The organism is Pumilibacter muris (assembly GCF_943193045.1).
GTDB lineage: Bacteria > Bacillota > Clostridia > Christensenellales > Pumilibacteraceae > Pumilibacter > Pumilibacter muris.
Genome location: NZ_CALPCN010000005.1, coordinates 1 through 21,862, shown reverse-complemented (window position 1 = coordinate 21,862; position 21,862 = coordinate 1). Strand labels below are relative to the sequence as shown.

Sequence of the window (21,862 nt, the reverse complement as noted above, 5' to 3'; positions counted from 1 at the left end):
TGCTGTATATATAAAATATCGCAAAAGGAGGTTTAACCCGTAGTGGCGCAAAAAGGCGTTTGCGAGTTGTGCGGCTTTGCCGACGACAGCTATCGAATAGAAGAAAACGGCGCGGTTATGCGCGTGTGCAAATTCTGCCACGACGGGCACCTTGAACGCATGGGGCTTTCGCCCGACGCGGATAAGCCGCTTGACGACGCGGCGCTTGCGCTCGACATAGACCCCGAAGCGACGGGAATAGACATTGAAGGTCTTTCGGGCGAAGAACTTTTGCGAATAGAAATGGAGCTTGCGGCGCGAAAACAGGAAAGCTCGCGCGTTCCCACTCTCGACCCCGAAGCGCTCGACACTTTGCTTGCCCCGTCCGACGACGACAAGCGCGTGCTCGGCAACGTGCGCCAACGCGAGTTGCGGCGCAAAAAGCGCGCGGCGGAAGCGGGAGAAGACGAACTCGGCGAAGACTACAAAGCGTCCGAAGAACTTATAAGAAGCGGCGAAGAATTGCAGCGGGTTATGGAAGAACTTGAAAACGTTACCGACGAACCCGAAAAGCCTTTCGAGGCTGAGGCGGAAGCCGCTCCGTTAATAGCGAAAATAGTGGCGCCGAAATCGGGCGGCGGCGCAAAGCAAGACGTAACGCCCGCAGAACTTGCGGCAACCGAAAGCAAAACCGCAGTTAAAGCGGAAACTGCGGCGATTGCCGAAGAACAAGCGGAGCGGGAGTTCGAAGAGGAGCCCGACGAAGAAGAAAAGCCGCCCGAGAGAGTCGGCGACGGCGAAAAAGAGTTTCAGCAAAACAATATTGCGGCGCACAAAAGCGATGCGCAAGAGGAGAGCGAAATGAGTAATAAACAAAACGCTAAAAAGCCTGCGGGCAAAGAAACGCGCGAGAACAAAGAGGAACTTGTGCGCGAAAAGATTCATGCGGCGGCGAACCAAACTATTGACGACGAGCGCATAAAAATCACAAGTCCCGAAGTGGCTCTCAGCAAAGACACCCGCCCCAAAACCAACCTCGACGTTGCGATTTCCGAATATTCGGGCGGCGTGCGCTTTTTAGACACTTTCAAATACGTTATGCACAAGGTAAGTTACGCCGTGTTCTTGGGTCTAATTGTTTTGGCGGTTTCCACAGTGCTGTTCATACGCGACGGTTGGAAGCACGGGCTTATAGTGCTTGGCGGCGGAATAGGCTCGGTGGCGCTCGGATTTTTACTGTTGTGGTATTTGTCGCATTGCTACGAGCTCGACCGCAGAGCGCTGTTGTTGCGCATACGTCAGCAAGAAATTCTGTTCGAGAGCATGAACGGCGAATGTTACCGCGAACTGCGCACCAAATTCACTGTTATAAAAGCGCTCGGTTGGCTGCTTAATAAGCTTACTGTTTTGTTCCCGCTTTTGCTCCTTGTGGGCGGCAACGTTGCCGCAGTTATCGCCGCTTTCCTCAAAACGTTTTGGCTGTTCCCCGTGTTGTCGGCGGCAACAACCGTTGCGGCGGTGCTAACGTACTACTTAATAAAATTCTCCGCCGACTGGATAGCTTACGCGCTCGACCGCGAACGAAACCAACAAATTCAACAACAAACTCTTTTGGATATTTTGGGCGAACTCAGAAAAGGCGAGTAGGATAAAACGGGCGCGACGCATAACGTCGCGCTTTTTGTTGCGGCGAAAAAGTCCGTTTGTGCAATTTTTATAATTGCGGTTGCGTTTTTTGTTCATAATGTAGTTGATATTTACTTTCGCTATATAGTATAATATAATTGTTCGAAAGAGCCGTTTGCAAGCTCGCGCGGAAGCGCGGGCGGCGCAAGAAAAAAATTCGGTAAAATCCGTTATGGAGGGAAGAAAATGGCAAGTCTGTCGTTAAGACACATCTACAAGATTTATCAAGGCGGAGTTAAAGCGGTTAGCGACTTTAACCTTGAAATCGACGACAAAGAATTTATTGTATTCGTAGGACCTTCGGGTTGCGGCAAATCCACCACTTTGAGAATGGTTGCGGGCCTCGAAGAAATTTCGGCGGGCGAGCTTTATATAGACAATAAGCTCGTGAACGACGTGGAACCCAAAGACCGCGACATTGCGATGGTGTTCCAAAACTACGCATTGTATCCGCACATGACAGTGTACGACAACATGGCGTTCGGCTTAAAGCTCAGAAAAATGCCTTCGAAAGAAATCGAAAAGCGCGTGAACGAAGCCGCCGCAATTCTCGGAATATCGCAGCTTCTCACCCGTAAGCCGAAAGCTCTTTCGGGCGGTCAGCGCCAACGTGTTGCGCTCGGTCGTGCAATCGTGCGCGAGCCCAAAGTTTTCCTTTTGGACGAACCTTTGAGCAACCTCGACGCAAAGCTTCGCGTGCAGATGCGTACCGAAATCACAAAGCTTCATAACAAGCTTGCGACAACGTTTATATATGTTACGCACGACCAAACCGAAGCTATGACTATGGGCACGCGCATAGTTGTTATGAAGGACGGCATCATTCAGCAGATAGACACGCCCACCTGCCTATACGACAACCCCGAAAATCTTTTCGTGGCGTCGTTCTTGGGTTCGCCTCAAATGAACTTCTTTAAAGCTCAGCTCGTGAAAGAGGGCGACAAGCTTTACTCGGTGTTCGGCAGCAACAAAATTTTGGTACCCGAATCCCGCGCGAAACGCATTATAGACGATTATTACATCGGCAAAGACGTTGTTATGGGCGTTCGTCCCGAAGACATTCACGACGAACAAATATTCATATCGTCTAACCCCGACACCGTGATTAACGCCGAAATCGACGTTATAGAAAAACTCGGTAACGAAACCATACTCTATATGAAAGTTGACGGCAAAGAGGATTACACCGTTGCCCGTATAGACGCGCGTTCGCAGTTTGCGGCGGGCGAGCAGGTTAGCCTTGCTATCGACGCAAACCACATTCACTTCTTCGACCCCGACACCGAGCTTACCATTATGGGCGTGCCTAAGGCGAACCGCATTGCGGCTAAACTCTTGGCTACCGAAGAGGGGCTTAAAGTGCGTTTCGGCAACTTGGTTATACCCGTGTCGGAAGCAACCGCGTCTCGCATGACCGACCTCGAACAAATCAACCGCGATATAACTTTGGAAATCGCTCCCGGCGACCTTACCGACGTTGAGGAAGAGGGTTGCGTTAAAATTGACGGAACCGTCGATTTTGTTGAAAAATATCCGCGCTATACCGCCGCTTTCAGCGTTGTGCCCGGCAAAAAAGGTTTCCTTGTTAGCAAGCACGCGGTAGACAGTGCGGTTGCTCCCGGCGATAAAATTGCGCTCTATTTGCGCCCCGAAGACATTCAGATGCGCGATATAGACGAGAACGAGAAGATTTTGGCGCATCGTCCCGTTGGAACGAACACCGCTGCGGCTATGATTACCGTTAAAGAGTCGAAAGACGGCTCTATGCCTGCGGTTGCCACGATTTCGTTCGGCAAGAGCAAGTTGCACATGATTACTAATTCCGAAGTGCGCGAGCCGAGCGGCGAAAGCACCGTTGTGCTCAATATAGACCCCCGCGCTGTTCGCGTAGGCAAAGAAGAAGTTGCGAAAGACCCGAAAATGGTTGTTGTTGGCAGAGTTAAAGACGCCGACGTGCTCGGAGCAAACACAATCGTGTATGCCGACGTGGAAGGGCTTAACGACGTTCCCGGCGCCGAAGCTCCCAATATGCAAAAATACAACTTCTGCGCTATCGTTCCCGGCACAGTGAACTACAATGTGAACGATAAAGTTAAGTTTGCAATCAATCCTCAGGGCATAACTTTGGGGCAGAAAGATTCGGTTGGCAAGGTGATTGCCGATAAAGTGGCATTCGCTCCCGAATATGTGTTCGTTGAAGACAAGAAACCCTCTGTGAAAACTGCCGAAAATGCGTCCGACAACAAGAAAAATCTTGAAGAAATGCTTGCTACGCAATCGGAAGAGGAAGAAGAAAAGAAGCCCGCTCCCAAGAAAACGGCTTCTAAGAAGAAAGCCGAAGGCGCGATAGACGCCGCAACGGTGAACAAGGCGAAGAAAACTACTTCTACTGCCGCTAAAAAACCTGCGGCGGCTAAGCCTAAGAAACCCGCTCCCAAAAAGTAAACTCTTTTAAAGGGCAGATAAAAACTGTTAAAAGAAAAGCTTGCGTAAGTTGTTGCGCAAGCTTTTTCAGTGTCGTTGACGTTATGCAAAACGTTATGCGGCGTTATTTTTAATGTCTTTGCGAGGAACGAACGCAGTGAGTGACGCGGCAATCTTTGATAGGTTGAGACTGCTTCGCTACGATACTCGCATTCGCTCGTGGCGTTCGCGCTACGCGCTCGGCTAAGGACAATGTGCAACTGTTTACTTTCTACCAAGACCTATAAAAAGCCGTCAAGGGCGCAGCCTTTGTCGTTGCGGGGTAGGGTTTTAAAAGGGAAGGGACACAGTCGAAAGTGTCCCTCCCTTTTATCGTTTTCGCCGAAGCCTTTTGCGACCAAAAGGCTGTGTTTGTAAAGCGAATCCGTTGCTTCAAGACGCAACAAAAAAGCGACCCGTTGCTCGCAAGGCAACAAAAATCTTCGTTACATTTTCTTTACAGTGAAACCGTCTTTTCCGTCTGTTACCGAATAGCCGAGAGCCGCGATTTGTTCGCGCAGTCTGTCGCTTTCCGCCCAATCTTTGTTTTTGCGAGCCGCAAGCCGTTTTTCGGCAAGCGCTTTAACTTCGTCGGGAACGGGCTCGTCGTTCGCTTTTTCGGGGGCTCGGGCGGCTTTAAGGTCGAGCCCTAACACTTCGTCGAATAAAAGCGCGGTTTTATAAATATCGTTCGACGGCTTTTCTTTCGTCATCGTCCACAGTACGCCGAGCGCGAGCGGCAAATTGAGGTCGTCTTCCACCGCCGAGCGAAATTCTTTTATATAGCCGTCGAGCTTTTGCGGTTCGGTGCTCTCGGCAGACGTTTTGTGTTTATACAACGTTTCCAAAAGACGGGTGTATGCGGTTTGCGCCGCGTCCATTCCTTCGAAAGTAAAATTTAATTTTTTGCGGTAATGGGCGTTAAGGCAAAAATAACGGAACGCAAGCGGGGAATATCCGCGTTCGATTAAATTGTCTATCGTGTAGGTGTTGCCGAGCGATTTGCTCATTTTTCCGCCGTCTACAAGCATAAACTCGCCATGCATCCAGGTGTTCACCGTTTTGGCGCCCTCGCGCGCTTCGCTTTGCGCGATTTCGTTTTCGTGATGAACGGGAATATGGTCTACTCCGCCTGTGTGAATATCGAACGTAACGCCCAAATATTTGCGGCTCATTGCCGAACATTCTATATGCCAACCGGGATAACCCATGCCCCATGGCGATTCCCATTGCATTATGTGATTTTTTTCAGCTTTTTTCCAAAGCGCAAAGTCGGCGGGGTGGCGCTTTTCCGTATTCACTTCAACGCGCGCGCCTGCTATTTGCTCGTCGAGGTTAAGCCTGCTTAGTTTGCCGTAGCCGTCGAATTTCGCTATGTCGAAATATATTCCGTCGCTCGTTTCGTAGCCGTATCCCTTTTTAACAAGGTCTTGAACATAAGAAATCATGTCGGGGATGTGCTCGGTGGCTTTGGCTATTATTTCGGGCTTGCCTATGTTGAGGCGGGTCAAGTCTTTAAAGAAAATTTCGGTGTAGTAGTCGGCTATTTCGCGCGGAGTCTTTTTTTGCTCTTTCGCGGCTTTTTCCATTTTGTCTTCGCCGTCGTCCGCGTCGGAAAGAAGGTGCCCTACGTCGGTTATGTTCATAACCCCTTTAATTTTATAGCCGCAGTAGCGAAGAGAACGCCTTAACATATCCATAAAAACGTATGTGCGCAAATTGCCTATGTGCGCATAGTTATATACGGTGGGACCGCACGAATACATTGTTACGACGTTTTGCTTTATGGGGTGGAATTCTTCTTTTTCGCGTGTGAGCGTGTTGTAAAGTTTCAACATTGTTAAAGTCTTATCTTCCTTTGCGGAAAAATCCGCATTTCATAATTTATGATTTTTTTGCTCGCCGAGCTTTTCTTCGAGCGCGGCAATGCGGGCTTCTAACCGCTTTATATCGTCGCCTGTGGGGTCGGGAAGGTTTTGGTCGAGGTCGTCCACTCGCTCGTTGCCTATTTTCACTATTCTGCCGGGAACGCCAACAACGGTGGCGTTGGGCGGTACTTCTTTAAGCACAATGCTTCCCGCGCCTATTCGCGCGTTTTTTCCCACCGTAAACGGACCTAAAACTTTCGCTCCCGAACAAATCATAACGCCGTCTTCAACAGTGGGGTGGCGCTTTCCTTTGTCTTTGCCGGTGCCGCCAAGAGTTACTCCTTGATATATCAGAACGTTATTTCCGACTTCCGCCGTTTCGCCTATAACAACGCCTTCGCCGTGGTCGATTACAACTCCGTATCCTATTTTGGCGCCCGGATGAATTTCTATACCCGTAAGGAATTTGCAAAACTGACTCACGATTCTGGCGAGAAGTTTATATCTGTGAATGTGCAAAAAATGTGCGAAGCGATACATTACGAGCGCGTGAAACCCGCTGTAAGTTAGAATAACTTCGGCTTTGCTTCTTGCCGCGGGGTCGTGGCGAAATACCGCCGCAAGGTCTTTTTTTATTTTTTGCATTGCTCTCATATTTTTTGCGCTCTTAAATTGCCCGCGTGCGGTTATTTTCAGCCTTTGCGTTACGGTATGTAAGACAATAATTCTATTGCCGCGTCAAGGTTTTCTTCGGCGGCTTGCCTATCTTTATCTGTTGTGAGAACGGTGTGCAACTTGCTTTCTATTTGGTTTAATAAGCCGTCTATATATTCGTTGCCTTTGTCGGTAAGCTCGTATACAAGCGCGCGGTTGTCGGAACTTCGGCGCGATTTTTCAATCAAGCCTTCGCCTATGCACTTTCTCGCAAGCAAAGCAAGGTTTGATTTTACCATGCCGAGCATTTCCATAAGCTCGCGTGGCGGCAACGGTCGGCGTCTTAGGCAAAAGAGCAAACGCTCTTTAAGCCCGAACGCGCCGCGTTCGGTTTCCGAAGCCTTTCGAGTGTAAAGCAGCAGTTCTATAATTTTGTCGGAAATGGCGTTGATAGTGCGAACCTCCGCATAAGGTATATAAGTATAACTATTATACATAATATGCGCCCTGTTGTCAACCCGATATAAGAAGAGAATTAACTTTATGGCATTGTTTTTTCCGTGCATATAAGTTTGTAATCTTATGCTTACAAGTGGCACTTGCTTGGTGCGAGTGTTAGCACTCAAAAGCGTCAAGTGCTAAAAATTTGTTTCGGATTTGCGTGAACCAAATTAGCGAACCTTGATAAAACCTATTATATAAATCCGTTTTTACCGCAATATATGCCAAAAATATGGTGTTTTAATGGGGTTCGATTTATTTCGTGCTTTTGCAAAACAAATATTAAATCTGTGATTTCAAGATTGACATTTTTCTATGAATACTGTATTATTATAGTGATAAACTATAAGTGCGATGGGAGAGGATTTATTTTATGCCTATTTCCGATAAAGTTATAGAACTCGAAACCAAAAAGAAAGGACGAAACATACTGTTTATAGTCCTTATTGCGGTGCTTGCGGCGGCGAGTGTCGCTTTTGCCGTGCTGTGGGTTACGAAAGCTCCCGCAATCGACCCTCCGTCAATCGAAAAGATAAGCGTAGGCAGCGGCAAAACCGACCTAAGCCAGGTGAACGACCCGCTTGACGATGAGGTTACCGTTCCCGTTTACCGAGTTGCGCCCAACGTTTTGTATAACATAGAGTTTAACGTTGTGCTAAAAAACAACAACTACACCAAAGACGACGTAAACTCGCTTATAAAAGTTTATTCCGAACCTGCGGCGGCGATTACTCCCGTTAAAACCGAATATATAGGCAGCGGCGACGATGACGTTGTGGCGGTTGTTGTGTTCGGCTTTCGCGTGAGCGAAACTGTGAAAGAAGATTTCAAGCTTATAGTTACGAGCGAATTTTCGCCCGAAGTGCGCGAAATTATAGAAATGAAAGTCGAAGAGGGGTACGCCGAGCATTTCGACGTGGACGATTACGCCGATTCCGACGGAAATGTTACCGAAGGATTGAAAGCAATCGCACCCATAAGGTTAGTTAAAGAAGTGAACGGCAGCATAACCTCTTTCAAAGAAATAGGTAAGGGCGACCCGCTCGAACTTGCTTTGCAACAGGATAAAAGCACCGACACGACTTTGTTTTACAGAGTTTCTAAACAAATTCCGTATTATGAAGGAATAGACTTGCACGAAAACAACCTCGAACACGAGTTCGATTTTTCGCAGTTGGGCGCGGTTGGCACCAACGGCAAACGTGCAAAAATAATGCAGGGAGTTATGGGCAACGGCGGATATTACGACCAAGTCCGCGTGCTCGTTGCCGACAAGTGGAATCCCGAAGATTCCGACTATAAAGAAATAACCGACGCTATTACTCAATCGGGTAACCTCGAATTCGATTTGCACCCGCACAAGAGCGACGGAGCGTATTGCCGCAAAAATATTCGCTTTAAGGCGTTGAAAAAAGGGCAAAGCACAATTCGTCTTATTGCCAACGAATATAACGGCGCGCCTATTAAGCGCGAAATAATTATAGAAGTCGAATTTTTGTCGAGCGGCGAGATGGACGTGGTTACGGACATTGTTTGTTTCGACCCGTACACCAAAATGCGCACCGACGAAATCGATTTGTATTTTGAACAACCCATAAGCACTTCGTCGGTGTTCAAGCTTTCGGATTATGTTAAGGTTATGCGCAAAGGGGTGCTTACAACTCCCGTTTGGGGAAGAAACAACCTTTATCCCACTATTACCGAAGGCGATAAGCTTGTTCACATAGAAACAACCGCGTCGAGCGTTTCGCTTAGGTTGTTGAATAAGAGCGTGGGCGACGCCACGTTGCTCATTCAAGACAACGAGCTTAACGGAATGCACAAGTCCGTTCAAATATACATTCATATTCGCGCTCCGATAGACGAAGTGAGCGTTAAGGCTACCGACATGATTTCCACGTTTAGCGGCGACACTCCCAAAACCGAAATCAACTACACTATAGCTCAGGCGCTGTTTAATAACGATGCAGCCGTAAGCTCGTTGAATTCCGACCTCGTTATTTCTTATTCGGAAGGGATAGACAATAAGAATGAAGCCGACACAATAACGGTTGACGGAGCAATAAAGAACGTTCTCAGCCCCAAACTTACGAAAGTAAACGGTTCGAAAAACACTTTAAGCGCGCCGCTCGGTTTTAAAATAGGCAAAAACGTGCCCGACGGCATTCACACCGTAACCTTTACGCTCGCAAGTCAGGCGCTCGATAAAGACACTTTCGAGCCCGCGAAAAATATGTTCTTCGAAGTTAAGTTCAAAGTGGTGCGCACCGCCGCTTCGTTCAGGCTTAACGAAAACTACGATTTTACGCAAAATTCCGACGACAGACACACTCAACTTACTTGCAGCGGCAACACCGCGACCCTCACTCTTGCCGTAGGTTCGGGCAAAACGGTGACGGGGGAAACCGACAAAGTTACCGTATTCAATCTTAAAGATTTAATATTGTTTTTCGACGAAAACGGCGAACCCGTTACCAACAGTCAAGACGATAACTATGCGTTTATTAAGAAAACGGACAACAACGGCGCTTATTCCAAAGAAACCGACAGCTTTATAGTGCCCGAAACTCCGCAGGCTTCGCGCACCGTAAGGTTGGAGCTTGACGCTTGCGTTATTGTGCTCAATATAGAATATAAGTACGCCATAGGAAGCGTGGAATTGGCGACGGGTTCCACTTCTCACAGCGTGTATTACGCGAATCCCGAGTTGTACGAGGGCGGAGCCAACGTCGTTACTCTCGGCAACGCCAACCTCGATAAGCCGCAACTTATTTCCACAAACGGAAAAATTATTGCTTCGTCGGCTCAAATTATAAACAAAGAATATGTTTCGCTCGATATTGCCGTTAAACGGGGCGAATATCCTTATTTGTTGCCTAAGAAAATTATAGGAACGTCGGTTTATTATTACCCGTTGGGCACGAAAGAAGAGGACATGACCGAACAGACAATAGGCAACGCGCTATTTAAAACGAACGGCACTTCCGATATTTTAACCGACAGTTCGGTTATAGTGTTGCGCGACCTTTTCGCCGTAAGCGTTGAAACGAACGAGGATTGGCAAACTTTCATTTTGTATTACAGCTACGGAGAAAATCCTTACACGATTAAAGACGGATACATTTCGGGATTTAATTCGGATTTCACAAAGAACTCCAACTATACTTTGTACCGCAGATTCGACGGTATGAAATTATATACCGACAACTCTTATTCGCAAGAGCTTGCCGAAAATTCCACGCTGTCTTTTTCGAGCGGCGACACGTTTACCGCCTATTATTCGGGCGTTATAAGAATAGAAGGAAGAGCGGATTTCATTGTTGAACGCGATAACTCCAAGCGCTTCGCTTGCAGTTCGGTAATCGATGATTATTCTCCCAAAACTTCGTCTGTGGAAAAGTTGAGCTTGGGCAGATATAAGTTGACTTGCGAACCTACCGCAACTTACAGCGGAACATTCTACTTTAAAGAAGATGTGCCGCAAGACGGCAAATCGGTTTATGTAAACGTTTCGGTTTCAAACACGCAAGTGGGAATCGGCAAAATAGAGCTGTTCTTAGACGAGCAACATACAAAGCCTTTCGATTCCGCAACGTTATATACCAACGCGGGGCGTAACAACAGCGTGGAAGTGTACTACAAAGTTTCTTACGCCGAAAAACAGACGGGTGACACGGCTTACGAAGAGTTCGAATATACCGCTCCGCAAGGCTTTGCCGTAACCGGTTTTAATCCCGCGTTTTTGAATGTTCCGTTCGACGAAGTGACGAGCGGCAACGGCGTATCGTTCGACGAAAACGGCGCGCTTATTTACGAGGGTAAACTTGAAATTACGCGCACTACTGCGAAGAACGGCACGCACGAGGGTTTCGCTATTGTCAGCGCTAACAAAGGCGTTTCCGCAAGCTGCAATTTGCGCGTTACCACAGCGGTGGAAGGCGCGTTCAAAGCAAGCCTTAATGCGGGCGGCTCCGAACTTGAACTGAGCAGCGACGCGATTGCCAAAAATATTACCGTTGTATATACGCCTAACGGAACCAACGATTATACCGTTTTGTTTAAATTCGCGCAAAACGGCAACGAGATAGACCGTGCAAATCTTGAGTATTCGGCGCAATTCGGCGGTTCTGTTGAGGGAATAAAAGGCGTTTTCTGTTCTCAAACGGGCGAGTTTGAAAACGGAACTTCTTCCGAAATAATAGGATACCGCTTTACGGCGCTCGGTTCGAGAATAGACGACTTGTTGCTTACTATTACCGTTCGTGAAAGACTCGACGGCGGAGAAGAGCATACCTATGAGTTAAAACTTGTGATTACGGTAGACGTTGAGGTGGAAACTCTCGGTTTGCAAATCGACGACGAAACATATTCGGGAAACGGCGGTAAGCTCGAAGTTGTTACAACCGGAGAAAGCGGCGAACAACAGTTTGCGCTCGACGCGGTTATAAACGGCGGCGACGAAAACCGTCAGCCTAAGAACGCGCCCGAACCTGCGTATTCTTTTGAAAACGTGTCGGACGAAAACGTGTTCCGCGTTCATAACGGAGTTCTGTACGTTAAAAACGACAGAACGCAAGTCGCTTCGGCAACGCTTGTGTTGAGCGCGGGCGGAAAAGAAGTGAAAGTGCTAATAAGCGTTTCCACTTCTAAGGTTAGCATTGCTTTCAACGATTCCGACATAGAGAGAGTTCGCACCGACAATTCGATAATAAACGTTAAAGCAACCGTTATAAACGTGGGAACAAACGCTGTCGTTTCGGACGCCGTAATAACTTACACCGTTAAAGACGACAAGAACAATATAGTCGTTTTGCCTAATGAAAATCCGAACAGCCCCGATATTTTGGTGCGCGGCAGTTTCGGCACGTTTATCGTTACGGCGTCTTATACGTCGCCCGACGGCAAAACGGTTGAGTGCGAAGCCACTATTACCGTGCGCGTGCCTGCGAGCGAAATCGAGGTGCTCAACAATGCGGGCACTCGGCTTGCGTCAAACGTTACGATTGAATTTATAAAAGGTCAGAGCGGAAATGATTGCGTTTTCACCGCAAAGGCTAAGAGCGCCGTTGCGGGCGTTGACCCTGCCGACACCGCGCTCACGGTAACGAGTTCCAACCCCGATTGCGTAGGCGCCGTAATGGAAAACGGCACTCTTACGCTTAACCCTTTAAAGGCGGGCGACGCCGTTATAACGATTTCGGGCGCCGACGGCAAGACGTTTGTGTTTAACGTTAAAGTTTCTCAGGCGTTGTTAAACGTGGATTTTAAAAACGCGCTTTCCGAAATAGACGTGTTCGCAAGTTCTTCTACTGACTTCGAAGTTGCTTTAAGCGGCGCTCCGAACGGATGCGTTTTATCTGACGTGAAAATATTTATAGACGGTTCGGAAATTGTTTTGGGCGACTCTACCGCCGGCGCTTTCTCGGTTGCGCTTACTGGAGTAAACTATTACCGCATAAGCGTGAATAGGGCTGTTCTTACCGCGTCGGATATAGCGAACCATACCGTTAGAGTAACCGCGCAACTTCAACGAAACGGCGTTTCGGTGTTGTCGCTCGAAGCGTCATCAAATTTCGACGTTACTGCGGAATCGAGCGCGTATTCTCCCAAAATCGAACTTCGCAAAAACGGAAGCCTTGTGCAGCCTGTAAACGGCGTTTACGAAATAGACAAGAAAAACGCGAGCGAATATAAGTTTGTGCTTGCCAACTCTCCCGCCGTGAGTTTTGCGACCACCTTTGCGGCGAGTAACGGTTTGCTTACTCTAAACAATTCGAACAACTCGGCAACGATTACCGTGTCGGGTTGCGGAAACGCGAGCGTCGGTTTAAACGTTGTTTTATTCGGAGACAACGCATATACGTTTACGTCGTCGGTTGAAATCGTTATAGCCGATTCGGGCGTGCTCGAAAGTAAGGCGTATTTGTCGAACGACGAAAACGGGGAAGTTACCGTAAACTCCGACGGCGCCGTTGCGGGCGCAACCGAGATAAGCGGTAGCGTTGATATAAGCTACGTTTCGTCGCCCAAAGTGCTTGTGCTCGTGGTAAACTTCGAAGGCGCTCCTTCGGCTTTGGCAAACGCCGACGTAACCAAATTTATTGTGAGCGACAATTCTGCGCTCGAACTCGTAAAGACAGAAATACTTCACGGCAAATTCTTTGTGGCGCGTTATAAGGCGAAAGGCGAGGGCGAAATAAAACTCGGCGTGCACACCGTTATGCTCGGCGGCACCGTTTATTCCGCGAATACGGTTAGCGCGACGCTTACCGCAACGGCTCCCCAATTTACAGCAAGCAACGCATCGGGAATAACGCTTAATCCGGGAGAGAGCGCAACCGTTACTGTTAGTAACGCAAGCGGCTTTAAAGGAAACGTAACTTATTCCGCCACGCTTCGTTCCGAGTTTGCAACGGTTACGCAAAACGCGGCGAGTCTTAACGAGTTCGCCGTTGGCGCACTTATGTTGCACGGCGGCGGAAACGCTACGCTTATTGTAACCGCGCAGGTTAGCGGCGGATTGTTTAACGGTTATAAAGAGGTGTTCGAAATTCCCGTAACCGTAAACGTCTACGATGCGCCTATAGTTTCGGTTACGCAAGAGGCAGTGCTCGACGCGAACGAGAAAACGTTTGAATTCGGTCCTCTTTGGAGCGTGAAAGGCGGCGAGGGCGACGACGGATTCGATTATAACGTTGCATACGATTTGAGCGGAAACATACCCGGAACGTTTACATTCCCGTCGGGCGCCGCCGCAAAGAATGACGGAAGCGCAACGTTCGCCAAAAACGAGACTGCAAAAAACGGAGCCGTGTTTGAAATTCCTTATACGTTTACCGTTATAAGCGGATATTACAAAGGCATGGCGCCCGTGAGCGGAAAAATAAAAGTTACCGTTATGCCCGAATCCGCTACTCTTACTGTTGACGGCGGCGTGCGCATAAGCGGAGTTCGCTACGTTGACGCTAATTCCCGCCTCACGCTTTCGGCGTCGGTTGGCGCCGTTGCGCAGGAATATATTTCTGTGAGCTATTCGGTTGATAACGGCGAATGGGGTTATATAACGGGCAACGCGTTTGTGCCCACTCTTTATAAAGGCGTAAGCGCTCCCGCTTCTTCCGAAGTGAACGTTACTGCCAATGTGAAAATTGTGGGCGGCGACTATGCGGGCGCCAAATATACGCTCACCGAACGCGTCAGCGTAACATATCTTATTAAACAATCCGCGAGCAAATTCTCGGCAAAACCCGGCGAAAGAGTGGATTTAAGCACGTTGTTTGCGAATGCGTTCGGAAATGTGGCTAGGGGAATAACCGTTTCCGCGTCCGATTCGTCGGTAGTGCAAGACGGAAACTATTTAAAGCTCTTGCCCGACTCGAACTACGGTTCGGCAAACAAAACGGTTAAGCTGTTTGTATCACACACCGATTCGAGCAATAGGGTGTATTACGGAGAGTTCGACTTTGAAATTCTGCCGATTGCGGCTCCCGTGCTCGACGTGACGCAAAATGGAAATACCTTTTTAGCCAACGACGGAAAGACTTATAACGGAGCGAGCTACAAAATCGAAATCTTGTCGGGCAAAGATTTGCTTGATAGTTATAACTCCGCATACGAGAGTTATTCCGCTAACAACGCGTTTACGTTTACGCCTAAAACGAATACCGTAGGCGGAAATGTTGTTCTTCGCGTGTTTATGAAAATAGACGGCGGAGATTACGCGAACGGCGTTTACGACGACAAAGAGTTCGAAAGAACGGTTACGTTGCCGATTCCGGGCAAGAACGCGCCCTCGCTTTCGGTAGGGTTCACTCTTTCCGACGACGGAAACGGCGGCAATATTACGCACACCATAACAAACGGCGACGGCTATGCGTTCGAATATGCCTACGCCGTAACGGAAGGCGGCGGAATACTGCTCGGCACGGACGGAAGCTTTACGTTCATTAAAACGTCGGCGGTGCAAAAAGCGAAAGTAACGGTTAGCGTTACAGTTTCGGGCGAACCGCACGACGGGCTTGTTCTCACGGCTGTAACTGCTGAAATTACCGTTCCCGCCGCAGTTAAGCCCACTATTTCCGCCACAGTTTCTGGCAACGTTATAGTTCCCGAAATCGATTCGGCGGACGCCGCCTCGTTCTCGTATGTTCTTTCGGACGAAGCTCAAGCGGCGTATATCGATTTAAATTCGAAAACGGGCGAATTCAAATTTAAAGATTCTACGTTCGGCGGCACAATAGAAATAACGGTTAACGCCACTATGCAAAGCGGCGCATACAAAGGCACGGTTATAAGTTGCAAGATTACAGTTACTGCGGTTGCGGCACCTGTGCCCGGCGAGCTTTCGTTAGATTCGCTTACGCCCGACTCCGTGAAGAATCCTACGTCGTTTACGGGTGAATTTACGTTTGACGGCGAGGGCTTCGAGGTGTTGTTTACTGCGGTTAAAGAACATTCTTCGCGCCTTTCCACGCATGGCGTCAAAGGTTTCGTAATAACGCCCAACGCCGAAAGCACTCCCGTTAAAATAACGTTATATTACCGCGTTACGGCGGATTGCAGCTATATAGGCGAGGTTCTTAGCAAAGAATACGACGTTCCCGTTCCCGCGCTTCCCAAACTTGTTACTTCTGTTAGCGGCGAGAAAATAACGGTTGCGTTCAACTATACGCCAAACGATAGCGGCTATACGTTCGCGGTTGCCGATGCCGACAAAAAGTTCGTTACAATAGATTCCGACGGCAATTTTGTGGGAAGCTACGAGTCGCGCACAATTACGGTAACCGTATCGGCTACCGTAGCGGAAGGGTTGTTCGCGGGCTTGGAGTTTACTACCGAAACTCAAATAACCACAAGCGTTCCGTCGCTTACGCTAAGCGTGACCAGAAATGAGAACGGCGGAGAAATAATTCCGTCGCTGTCGGAGGGCGGCGAAAACGCTTTATACGAATATACTGTTGTAAGCGGAAATAGCATAACGCTTAATTCCACTTCGGCGGGCGAATTTACCGTAGTTAGCGGAAAGTCGGGAACAACGGTGGTGTCGGTTAAAGCCACGCTCGTTAGCGGCGCTGTGGTTGAAAACACCGCAACGGTTGTAATATCCGCCGATGGTGCGGGAATTACCGCAAATACTAATAGCGGCGACACGGTTGCTTCTTCGGGAAAAATAATTTACGAAGTTACTTTCGACGGATTGAATAACGTAACCGTTACCGCTATAAATTACGATTCTACGCATATAACCGTTGTAAATAACGGCGGCGTTATAACCGCCACCGCCGACTACGACGAAAGCGGAAGCGAAAAGACGGAAACTGTGGAGTTCGAAATTATGTACGAGTCGGAAAGCGGGGAATATGTGTTCGCTACCGTAACTTGCGAAATTGCATATAAAATCAACGAAACTGTTGTTGAACCTCCCGTTGTTACGCCTGAGGAATAAAACTTAATGGAAGAATCGTTTGTTATTGATATTTGCGGCAGAAGGGAAGAACTGCCCGTTATGCGGCTTGAAGACGGTCCTAAAATCGCGTTTTTCAATTTGCACGGCAATGTTGAGCTTACGGAATTTTGCGCTTACAAGCTTGCCGAGCGGTTAAAGGGCAAAGCCGACGTTATTCTAACCGCCGAAAGCAAAGGTTTGCAACTTGCTCATTGCGTGGCTCGGCGTTTGGAACATGGTTTTTACGCCGTAGCGCGAAAAAGCAAAAAGCTCTATATGCAAGACGGCATTTCGGTTGCCGTTAAGAGTATAACTACTAAGGGCGAACAGAGGTTTTATTTGTCGGCTCACGATGCGAAATTGCTTAACGGAAAAAGCGTTGCTGTTGTAGACGACGTAATATCTTCGGGCGGTTCTATTGAAGCGCTTTGCGAATTAGTGCGCGCGGCGGGCGGAGAAGTGGCGGTTAAAGCGGCGGTGCTTGCCGAAGGAGAAGCCGCGCAAAGAGATGATATTTTGTTTTTAAGTCCGTTGCCCATTTGGGAGTAGAAAGAGAGGAAAAACAAAAGGCTGCGCGCTGAAAGCGCAATTCCCATAGGGAATATAAAGAGCGAAGAATTTTTAAATTCTTCGCTCTTTATAATTGATGATAAATTGAAATTTAGCGGCGTGTCGCCGCGGTCGTGCATCTTTATTGCCGAACCGCTTAACTGACTTCACTGCACGTCAAATTGAAATTTAATTATAATAATTCTTTGGCTTGTTTGCCGGTTATATGCTCTATATTAAATCTAATTATCAAAAATGCCGTTTTATATTTCACAATTTCATTTTGCAGTTCACTGCTATGATTAGGGTAATATTTTTCGCCCAATTCTTGAATTGCAAGCAATGTTTCTTCAACGTCGTCAAGGATTTCAATATTACCAAATATTATCACGCTTTTATAAAAGGTAGTATATTTTTCAGGTTTAACATCGTCTTTATCAATTATGCAAAAGGTTGCTTTATTATAGTTTTTTATTGCATCAATTTTATGTCCCGATTTAGCACTGTGAAAATATATTTTTCCGTTTGAATATACATAACTCAACGGCACGGAATACGGATAACCGTTATTATCTAATAACGCCAAGACTCCCGAAGTGTTAAGTCGTAAAATTCGTTCAATTTCATTTTGCTGCAATTCTTGCTTAAATCTTCTCATTTTCCGAAACATTGCTTTCCTCAGCTAAATTACTGTTTATCGCTCTATTATTATACAACGACAAAATCAAAATGTAAAGTAAAAACGCACTCACCTTTCTTGCAAGGTATAGTGCGCTATACTTACATTCTGTTCCTGTGGTAAAATTCCCTATGGGAACTACGGTAATGGAGTGCAGTCTTTTTTGTACCGTTTAATGCAAATATTTTACGTGTTTTATTCCAAAGTGTCGAGAACCGTTTCAGTTGCTTTTGCGCTGAGGCGTTTTGTGTCTGTATATGTGCCCGCAATAACCAAAATATCGTCGGGCAAAAGCTCGCAAGTGGCTTGCGGAGTAACTATTATTTCGTCGCCGCGTTTAACGAGAATTATAGTAACTTTTTCTGTATTTCGCAGATTAAGTTGCAAAAGCGTTTTGTGTTGCCATTTGAGCGGCGTTCGGATTTCAACCATGCGGAAATTATCCGAAAGCGACATAATTTCTATCATGTTCGGCTTAACAAGGTTTGCGGCAAGCTTCGCGCCCATTTCTTCTTCCGGCACGATTACTATGTCGGCGCCTATTTTTTTGAGAACATGTCGGTGGCGTTCGTTTTGCGCTTTGGCGATTACCTGCGGCACTCCGAGTTGCTTGCACGTTAGCGTTACGAATATGCTCGCCTCGATGTCGCCCGCAATGCACACTATTGCAACGTCGAGGTTTCTTATGCCGATTTTTTCGAGCACGGCTTCGTCGGTTGCGTCGGCGCAAATCGCTTGCGCGCAATAAGGCTCGATTTCGTTTACTTTGTCGGGGTCGCTATCCACAACAAGCACTTCGGCCCCTTCGGCGTAAAGCCCGCGAGTAAGAGCGCAACCGAAACGCCCTAAGCCTATAACAGCATATTGTTTTTTTATGATTTTAGCCATAGTTCCTCCGTTTTGAGTGTGGTGATTTTATCCTATCATTATGTTTGCATCGGGATATTTGATTTTGTTGTCGGCGCTATTGCCTTGCATAAACATCAGTCCTATCGTTATAATTCCTACTCTTCCGAAAAACATAACGAGCATTAAAACTATTTTGCCGCCTGCCGACAGTAAAGGAGTTAGTCCGCAACTCAGCCCCACAGTGCCGAAAGCGGAGAAACATTCGAAAAGAGTATTTTCGAATGTCAGTAGTTCGGCGGCGTCGGCGGCTTTGCCTCGTTCGGTAATCAATAATATGAATGTAGAGATAATAACCACCAATGTTCCCGCAACAAGTATGCTTACAGCTTTGCGAGCGCTATATGTTCCTATTTTACGCTTGTTTACGGTAATATCGCCGTTTTTGCGTATTCCCGACATTGTTACCAAAAGAAGTATTACCGTAGAGGTAGTTTTGATTCCTCCGCCTGTGGAACCGGGAGAGGCGCCTATAAACATGAGAAGCATTGTGCCGAATTTGCCCGCCGGCGTCATTGCGTTTTGATTTATCGTGGCAAATCCCGCCGTTCTTGTGGTAACAGACTGAAAAAACGCCGCTAAAACTTTTTTTCCGAAGCTCATATTTCCCAGTGTGCCGACGTTTGAATACTCAACTCCGAAATAAAATATGCCGCCCGACAAAATCAATATAAACGTGGCAACGAGCACGATTTTCGAATGAACGGCAAGTCTTTTAAAGTTGCCTTTGTGTTTTCCTATGTCCATTATAACGGTAAAACCTATTCCGCCCAAAACTATAAGAAACATAACCGAAAGATTTACCGCAATATTTCCCGCAAACCCGGTAAGACTGCTTTCGCCTATTATGTCGAATCCCGCATTGCAAAATGCCGATATTGCCGTGAATGCGGCTTGCCAAACTCCTATTGCGCCGTTTGCCGAAACAAGAGGGTAGAGTAAGAGCAAAAAGCCAAAGCCTTCTATTGCAAGGGTAACGAAAAGAATATTGCGGGTAAGTCGTACAAGTCCTCGATTTTCGTTTTGATTGAGAGCTTCTTTTATTACGAGTCTGTTTTTAAGCGTTATTTTTTTTCGGAGTAGGAGCATAAACATTGTGGTAAGGCTCATAAATCCCAGTCCGCCGATTTGAATAAGCAAAAGTAAAACGACTTGACCGAAAATACTTAGCGAAGAAGATATGGTTATTACGGACAGCCCCGTTACGCATACCGCACTCGTAGAAGTGAAAAGCGCGTTTAAGAAGTTTGTCCATTCGCGGCTGCGCGCGCTTATGGGAAGACACAGCAAAAAAGCGCCCAATAAGATAATAATCAAAAAGCCCGACACAATTATGTGCGCGGGAGAGAGCCTAAATCTTTTTCTGTAAAGTATCTTGTGCTGTCGTTCTCGTATCGTCATTTTTTTATATTCCGCTTTCGCTTTCCGAACGTATTAACATACATACGGCGCTTGCCGCAATTCCTTTTTCTTCGCCTATAATGCCGAGATGTTCGGTTGTTGTCGCCGAAACGTTTATTTGAGTAACGTCGGCTCTTAATTTGTTCGAAAGGTTTTGTCGCATGGTTTGAATATGCGGAGCAAGTTTAGGTTTTTGAGCCATAAGCACCGCCGAAATGTTGCCGAGAGCGTAACCCGCCGTTTTTATTTTTTCGGCAACGCGTTCCAAAAGAACCATGCTTGAAATCCCTTCGGTGGCTTTGTCGGTGTCGGGGAACAGCACTCCTATGTCGGGAAGTCCCGCAGCCGATAAGAGCGCGTCCATAACGGCGTGGGTGAGTACGTCGGCGTCGCTGTGTCCCAAAAGTCCTTTTTCGTGAGGAATAACTGTGCCCCCGAGCACGAGCGGACGACCTTCAACGAGTTCGTGAACGTCGAACCCCGTGCCTATGCGCGCTTTTTCGGGCATAAACCCGAATAGGTCGCTCTCTGTGGTTATTTTAATATTGCCGTATTCGCCCTCAACGATTTTCGGCGTGAATCCCGCAAGGGAATAGACCTCGCTGTCGTCGGTGTAGTCGCCGTCCACGTCGTTGTACGCTTTCTTAATTTGTTCGAACAAAAACGTTTGAGGCGTTTGCACGTTCCACAACTTTTCGCGCGGAATACTTTTTTTAAGGTTACCGTTTTCGGCTTCTTTAACCGTGTCGGTAGAGCGCACGGCGGCAATGCCGCTGCCGTGTTTTATAGCCGAAGCGATTGTGGCGTTTATAAGGGAAGGTGATACGAACGGACGGGCTCCGTCGTGAATTGCCACAACATCGCAATCACTTGCGGCTTTAAGCCCGTTGCGCACCGATTCGGTGCGGGTTTTTCCTCCGTATGTTAAGCGCACGTTTTCGTAAGGCGCCGACAGTTCTTTAATTGCGGCTTCGTCGGCGGGATTTATAACCAAAAGCAAGTCGGACGCGTCGCTTTGCGCGAAAGCTTCGAGGGTGAGTTCGAGCACAGTTTTTTTTCCTATATAATGCAGTATTTTATTATAGGCAAGTTTTGTGCGCGAGCCCGTTCCCGCGCAAAGGAGCATAGCGCACGTTCTAACGTCGTCACACGATTTCATATAGCCGCGAGGCTTCCTCCTTGCTCGCTTTTTCGTTTAGTTCTTTAACCACGAACCTAAGCTCGTTGCCCGAAAATTGCACGCGCACAACGTCGCCCACTTTAAGGCGGTAGGCGGGCTTAACTTGCTTGTCGCCAACAAACACCTTTCCGCTGTCGCAAGCCGAATTCGCAACTCCGCGCCGCTTTAAAATTCTCGAAACCTTTAAGAACTTATCTATTCTCATACCGATATAGTATAGCACATTGTTTTAACGAACGCAATTATTTTTTGTTTCGGTTTTCGCATAAAATTTTTGTTTGAATTTCGCTTTTTCGGCACCCGTATGCGTATTTTTAATAAAATTATCACGCCGAAAGCTAATTTGTTTTGTAATAACTGTAAAATTTCACATTTTTTTCGGATTTTTATATTTTTATTTTAAAAAACGGTTGACAAAAAGGAAGGGATATGATATTCTTAGTAAGCTGTCTGTTTGAGGGCGGCATTAAAAGTGCACATTGACAACGGAAAATAAGCAAGAAAGATTAAAAACACAAAACAAAAAACAGTCAATTTAAAAAAACGGAAAA

The 21,862-nt window shown here is 47.2% G+C and carries 11 protein-coding genes and 1 pseudogene; 4 read left to right on the top strand and 8 right to left on the bottom strand.

The features are described 5' to 3' along the window. Positions 1 to 42: 42 nt before the first annotated feature. Both NFR62_RS06845 and NFR62_RS06840 read left to right on the top strand, forming a co-directional pair. A complete protein-coding gene (locus NFR62_RS06845; protein ID WP_251616544.1) occupies positions 43 to 1,626 on the top strand; it encodes a hypothetical protein in 1,584 nt (527 codons plus the stop codon). A 225-nt stretch (positions 1,627 to 1,851) separates the two neighbouring features. Continuing rightward, positions 1,852 to 2,964 (top strand): annotated as a pseudogene (locus NFR62_RS06840) (ABC transporter ATP-binding protein); the annotation flags it as partial. A 1,610-nt stretch (positions 2,965 to 4,574) separates the two neighbouring features. Here the strand turns inward: NFR62_RS06840 and cysS are convergent. The 3 genes from cysS to NFR62_RS06825 are packed head-to-tail and all read right to left on the bottom strand — an operon-like array spanning position 4,575 to position 7,147. Next, positions 4,575 to 5,966, bottom strand: a complete 1,392-nt coding sequence (gene cysS, locus NFR62_RS06835; RefSeq protein ID WP_251616541.1) for a cysteine--tRNA ligase — start codon at positions 5,964 to 5,966, stop codon at positions 4,575 to 4,577. 39 nt (positions 5,967 to 6,005) lie between these two features. Beyond that, positions 6,006 to 6,650, bottom strand: coding sequence for a serine O-acetyltransferase (gene cysE, locus NFR62_RS06830; RefSeq protein ID WP_275556888.1), 645 nt, complete (start codon positions 6,648 to 6,650; stop codon positions 6,006 to 6,008). 50 nt (positions 6,651 to 6,700) lie between these two features. After that, positions 6,701 to 7,147 (bottom strand): MarR family winged helix-turn-helix transcriptional regulator, encoded by a 447-nt coding sequence (locus tag NFR62_RS06825; protein ID WP_251616535.1) that lies wholly within the window; start codon positions 7,145 to 7,147, stop codon positions 6,701 to 6,703. A gap of 377 nt (positions 7,148 to 7,524) precedes the next feature. Here NFR62_RS06825 and NFR62_RS06820 point away from each other — a divergent pair, with 377 nt between their 5' ends. Together NFR62_RS06820 and NFR62_RS06815 are read left to right on the top strand one after the other, a co-directional pair. Then, positions 7,525 to 16,596: a hypothetical protein gene (locus NFR62_RS06820; protein ID WP_251616532.1), complete on the top strand. Its 9,072-nt coding sequence runs from the start codon at positions 7,525 to 7,527 to the stop codon at positions 16,594 to 16,596. A 6-nt stretch (positions 16,597 to 16,602) separates the two neighbouring features. Continuing rightward, on the top strand, positions 16,603 to 17,145 hold the full coding sequence (locus tag NFR62_RS06815; RefSeq protein WP_251616529.1) for a phosphoribosyltransferase family protein: 543 nt from the start codon (positions 16,603 to 16,605) through the stop codon (positions 17,143 to 17,145). A 193-nt stretch (positions 17,146 to 17,338) separates the two neighbouring features. Here NFR62_RS06815 and NFR62_RS06810 read toward each other — a convergent pair whose 3' ends face one another. The 5 genes from NFR62_RS06810 to NFR62_RS06790 form a co-directional block, all read right to left on the bottom strand. Continuing rightward, positions 17,339 to 17,815 (bottom strand): pyridoxamine 5'-phosphate oxidase family protein, encoded by a 477-nt coding sequence (locus NFR62_RS06810; RefSeq protein ID WP_420851359.1) that lies wholly within the window; start codon positions 17,813 to 17,815, stop codon positions 17,339 to 17,341. A 204-nt stretch (positions 17,816 to 18,019) separates the two neighbouring features. Further along, entirely contained in the window at positions 18,020 to 18,712 is a 693-nt protein-coding gene (locus tag NFR62_RS06805; protein WP_251616521.1) for a potassium channel family protein, read from the bottom strand. Positions 18,713 to 18,739: 27 nt separating this feature from the next. Further along, a complete protein-coding gene (locus tag NFR62_RS06800) occupies positions 18,740 to 20,131 on the bottom strand; it encodes a TrkH family potassium uptake protein (protein WP_251616517.1) in 1,392 nt (463 codons plus the stop codon). Between the two features lie 4 nt (positions 20,132 to 20,135). Further along, complete coding sequence (gene ispF / locus NFR62_RS06795; protein ID WP_251616505.1) at positions 20,136 to 21,290, bottom strand: 2-C-methyl-D-erythritol 2,4-cyclodiphosphate synthase; 1,155 nt, start codon at positions 21,288 to 21,290, stop codon at positions 20,136 to 20,138. Beyond that, a complete protein-coding gene (locus tag NFR62_RS06790; RefSeq protein ID WP_251616503.1) occupies positions 21,277 to 21,516 on the bottom strand; it encodes an RNA-binding S4 domain-containing protein in 240 nt (79 codons plus the stop codon). The genes ispF and NFR62_RS06790 overlap by 14 nt, the downstream gene beginning before the upstream one ends. Between the last annotated feature and the right edge of the window lie 346 nt (positions 21,517 to 21,862).

Excerpts from the sequence above, each read along its gene's own strand:
- cysE (WP_275556888.1), bottom strand. The coding sequence starts at position 6,650 with ATGAGAGCAATGCAAAAAATAAAAAAAGACCTTGCGGCGGTATTTCGC.
- NFR62_RS06800 (WP_251616517.1), bottom strand. The coding sequence starts at position 20,131 with ATGACGATACGAGAACGACAGCACAAGATACTTTACAGAAAAAGATTT.
- NFR62_RS06815 (WP_251616529.1), top strand. The coding sequence starts at position 16,603 with ATGGAAGAATCGTTTGTTATTGATATTTGCGGCAGAAGGGAAGAACTG.
- NFR62_RS06825 (WP_251616535.1), bottom strand. The coding sequence starts at position 7,147 with ATGTATAATAGTTATACTTATATACCTTATGCGGAGGTTCGCACTATC.
- NFR62_RS06790 (WP_251616503.1), bottom strand. The coding sequence starts at position 21,516 with ATGAGAATAGATAAGTTCTTAAAGGTTTCGAGAATTTTAAAGCGGCGC.
- NFR62_RS06810 (WP_420851359.1), bottom strand. The coding sequence starts at position 17,815 with ATGTTTCGGAAAATGAGAAGATTTAAGCAAGAATTGCAGCAAAATGAA.
- NFR62_RS06820 (WP_251616532.1), top strand. The coding sequence starts at position 7,525 with ATGCCTATTTCCGATAAAGTTATAGAACTCGAAACCAAAAAGAAAGGA.
- ispF (WP_251616505.1), bottom strand. The coding sequence starts at position 21,290 with ATGAAATCGTGTGACGACGTTAGAACGTGCGCTATGCTCCTTTGCGCG.
- NFR62_RS06805 (WP_251616521.1), bottom strand. The coding sequence starts at position 18,712 with ATGGCTAAAATCATAAAAAAACAATATGCTGTTATAGGCTTAGGGCGT.
- cysS (WP_251616541.1), bottom strand. The coding sequence starts at position 5,966 with ATGTTGAAACTTTACAACACGCTCACACGCGAAAAAGAAGAATTCCAC.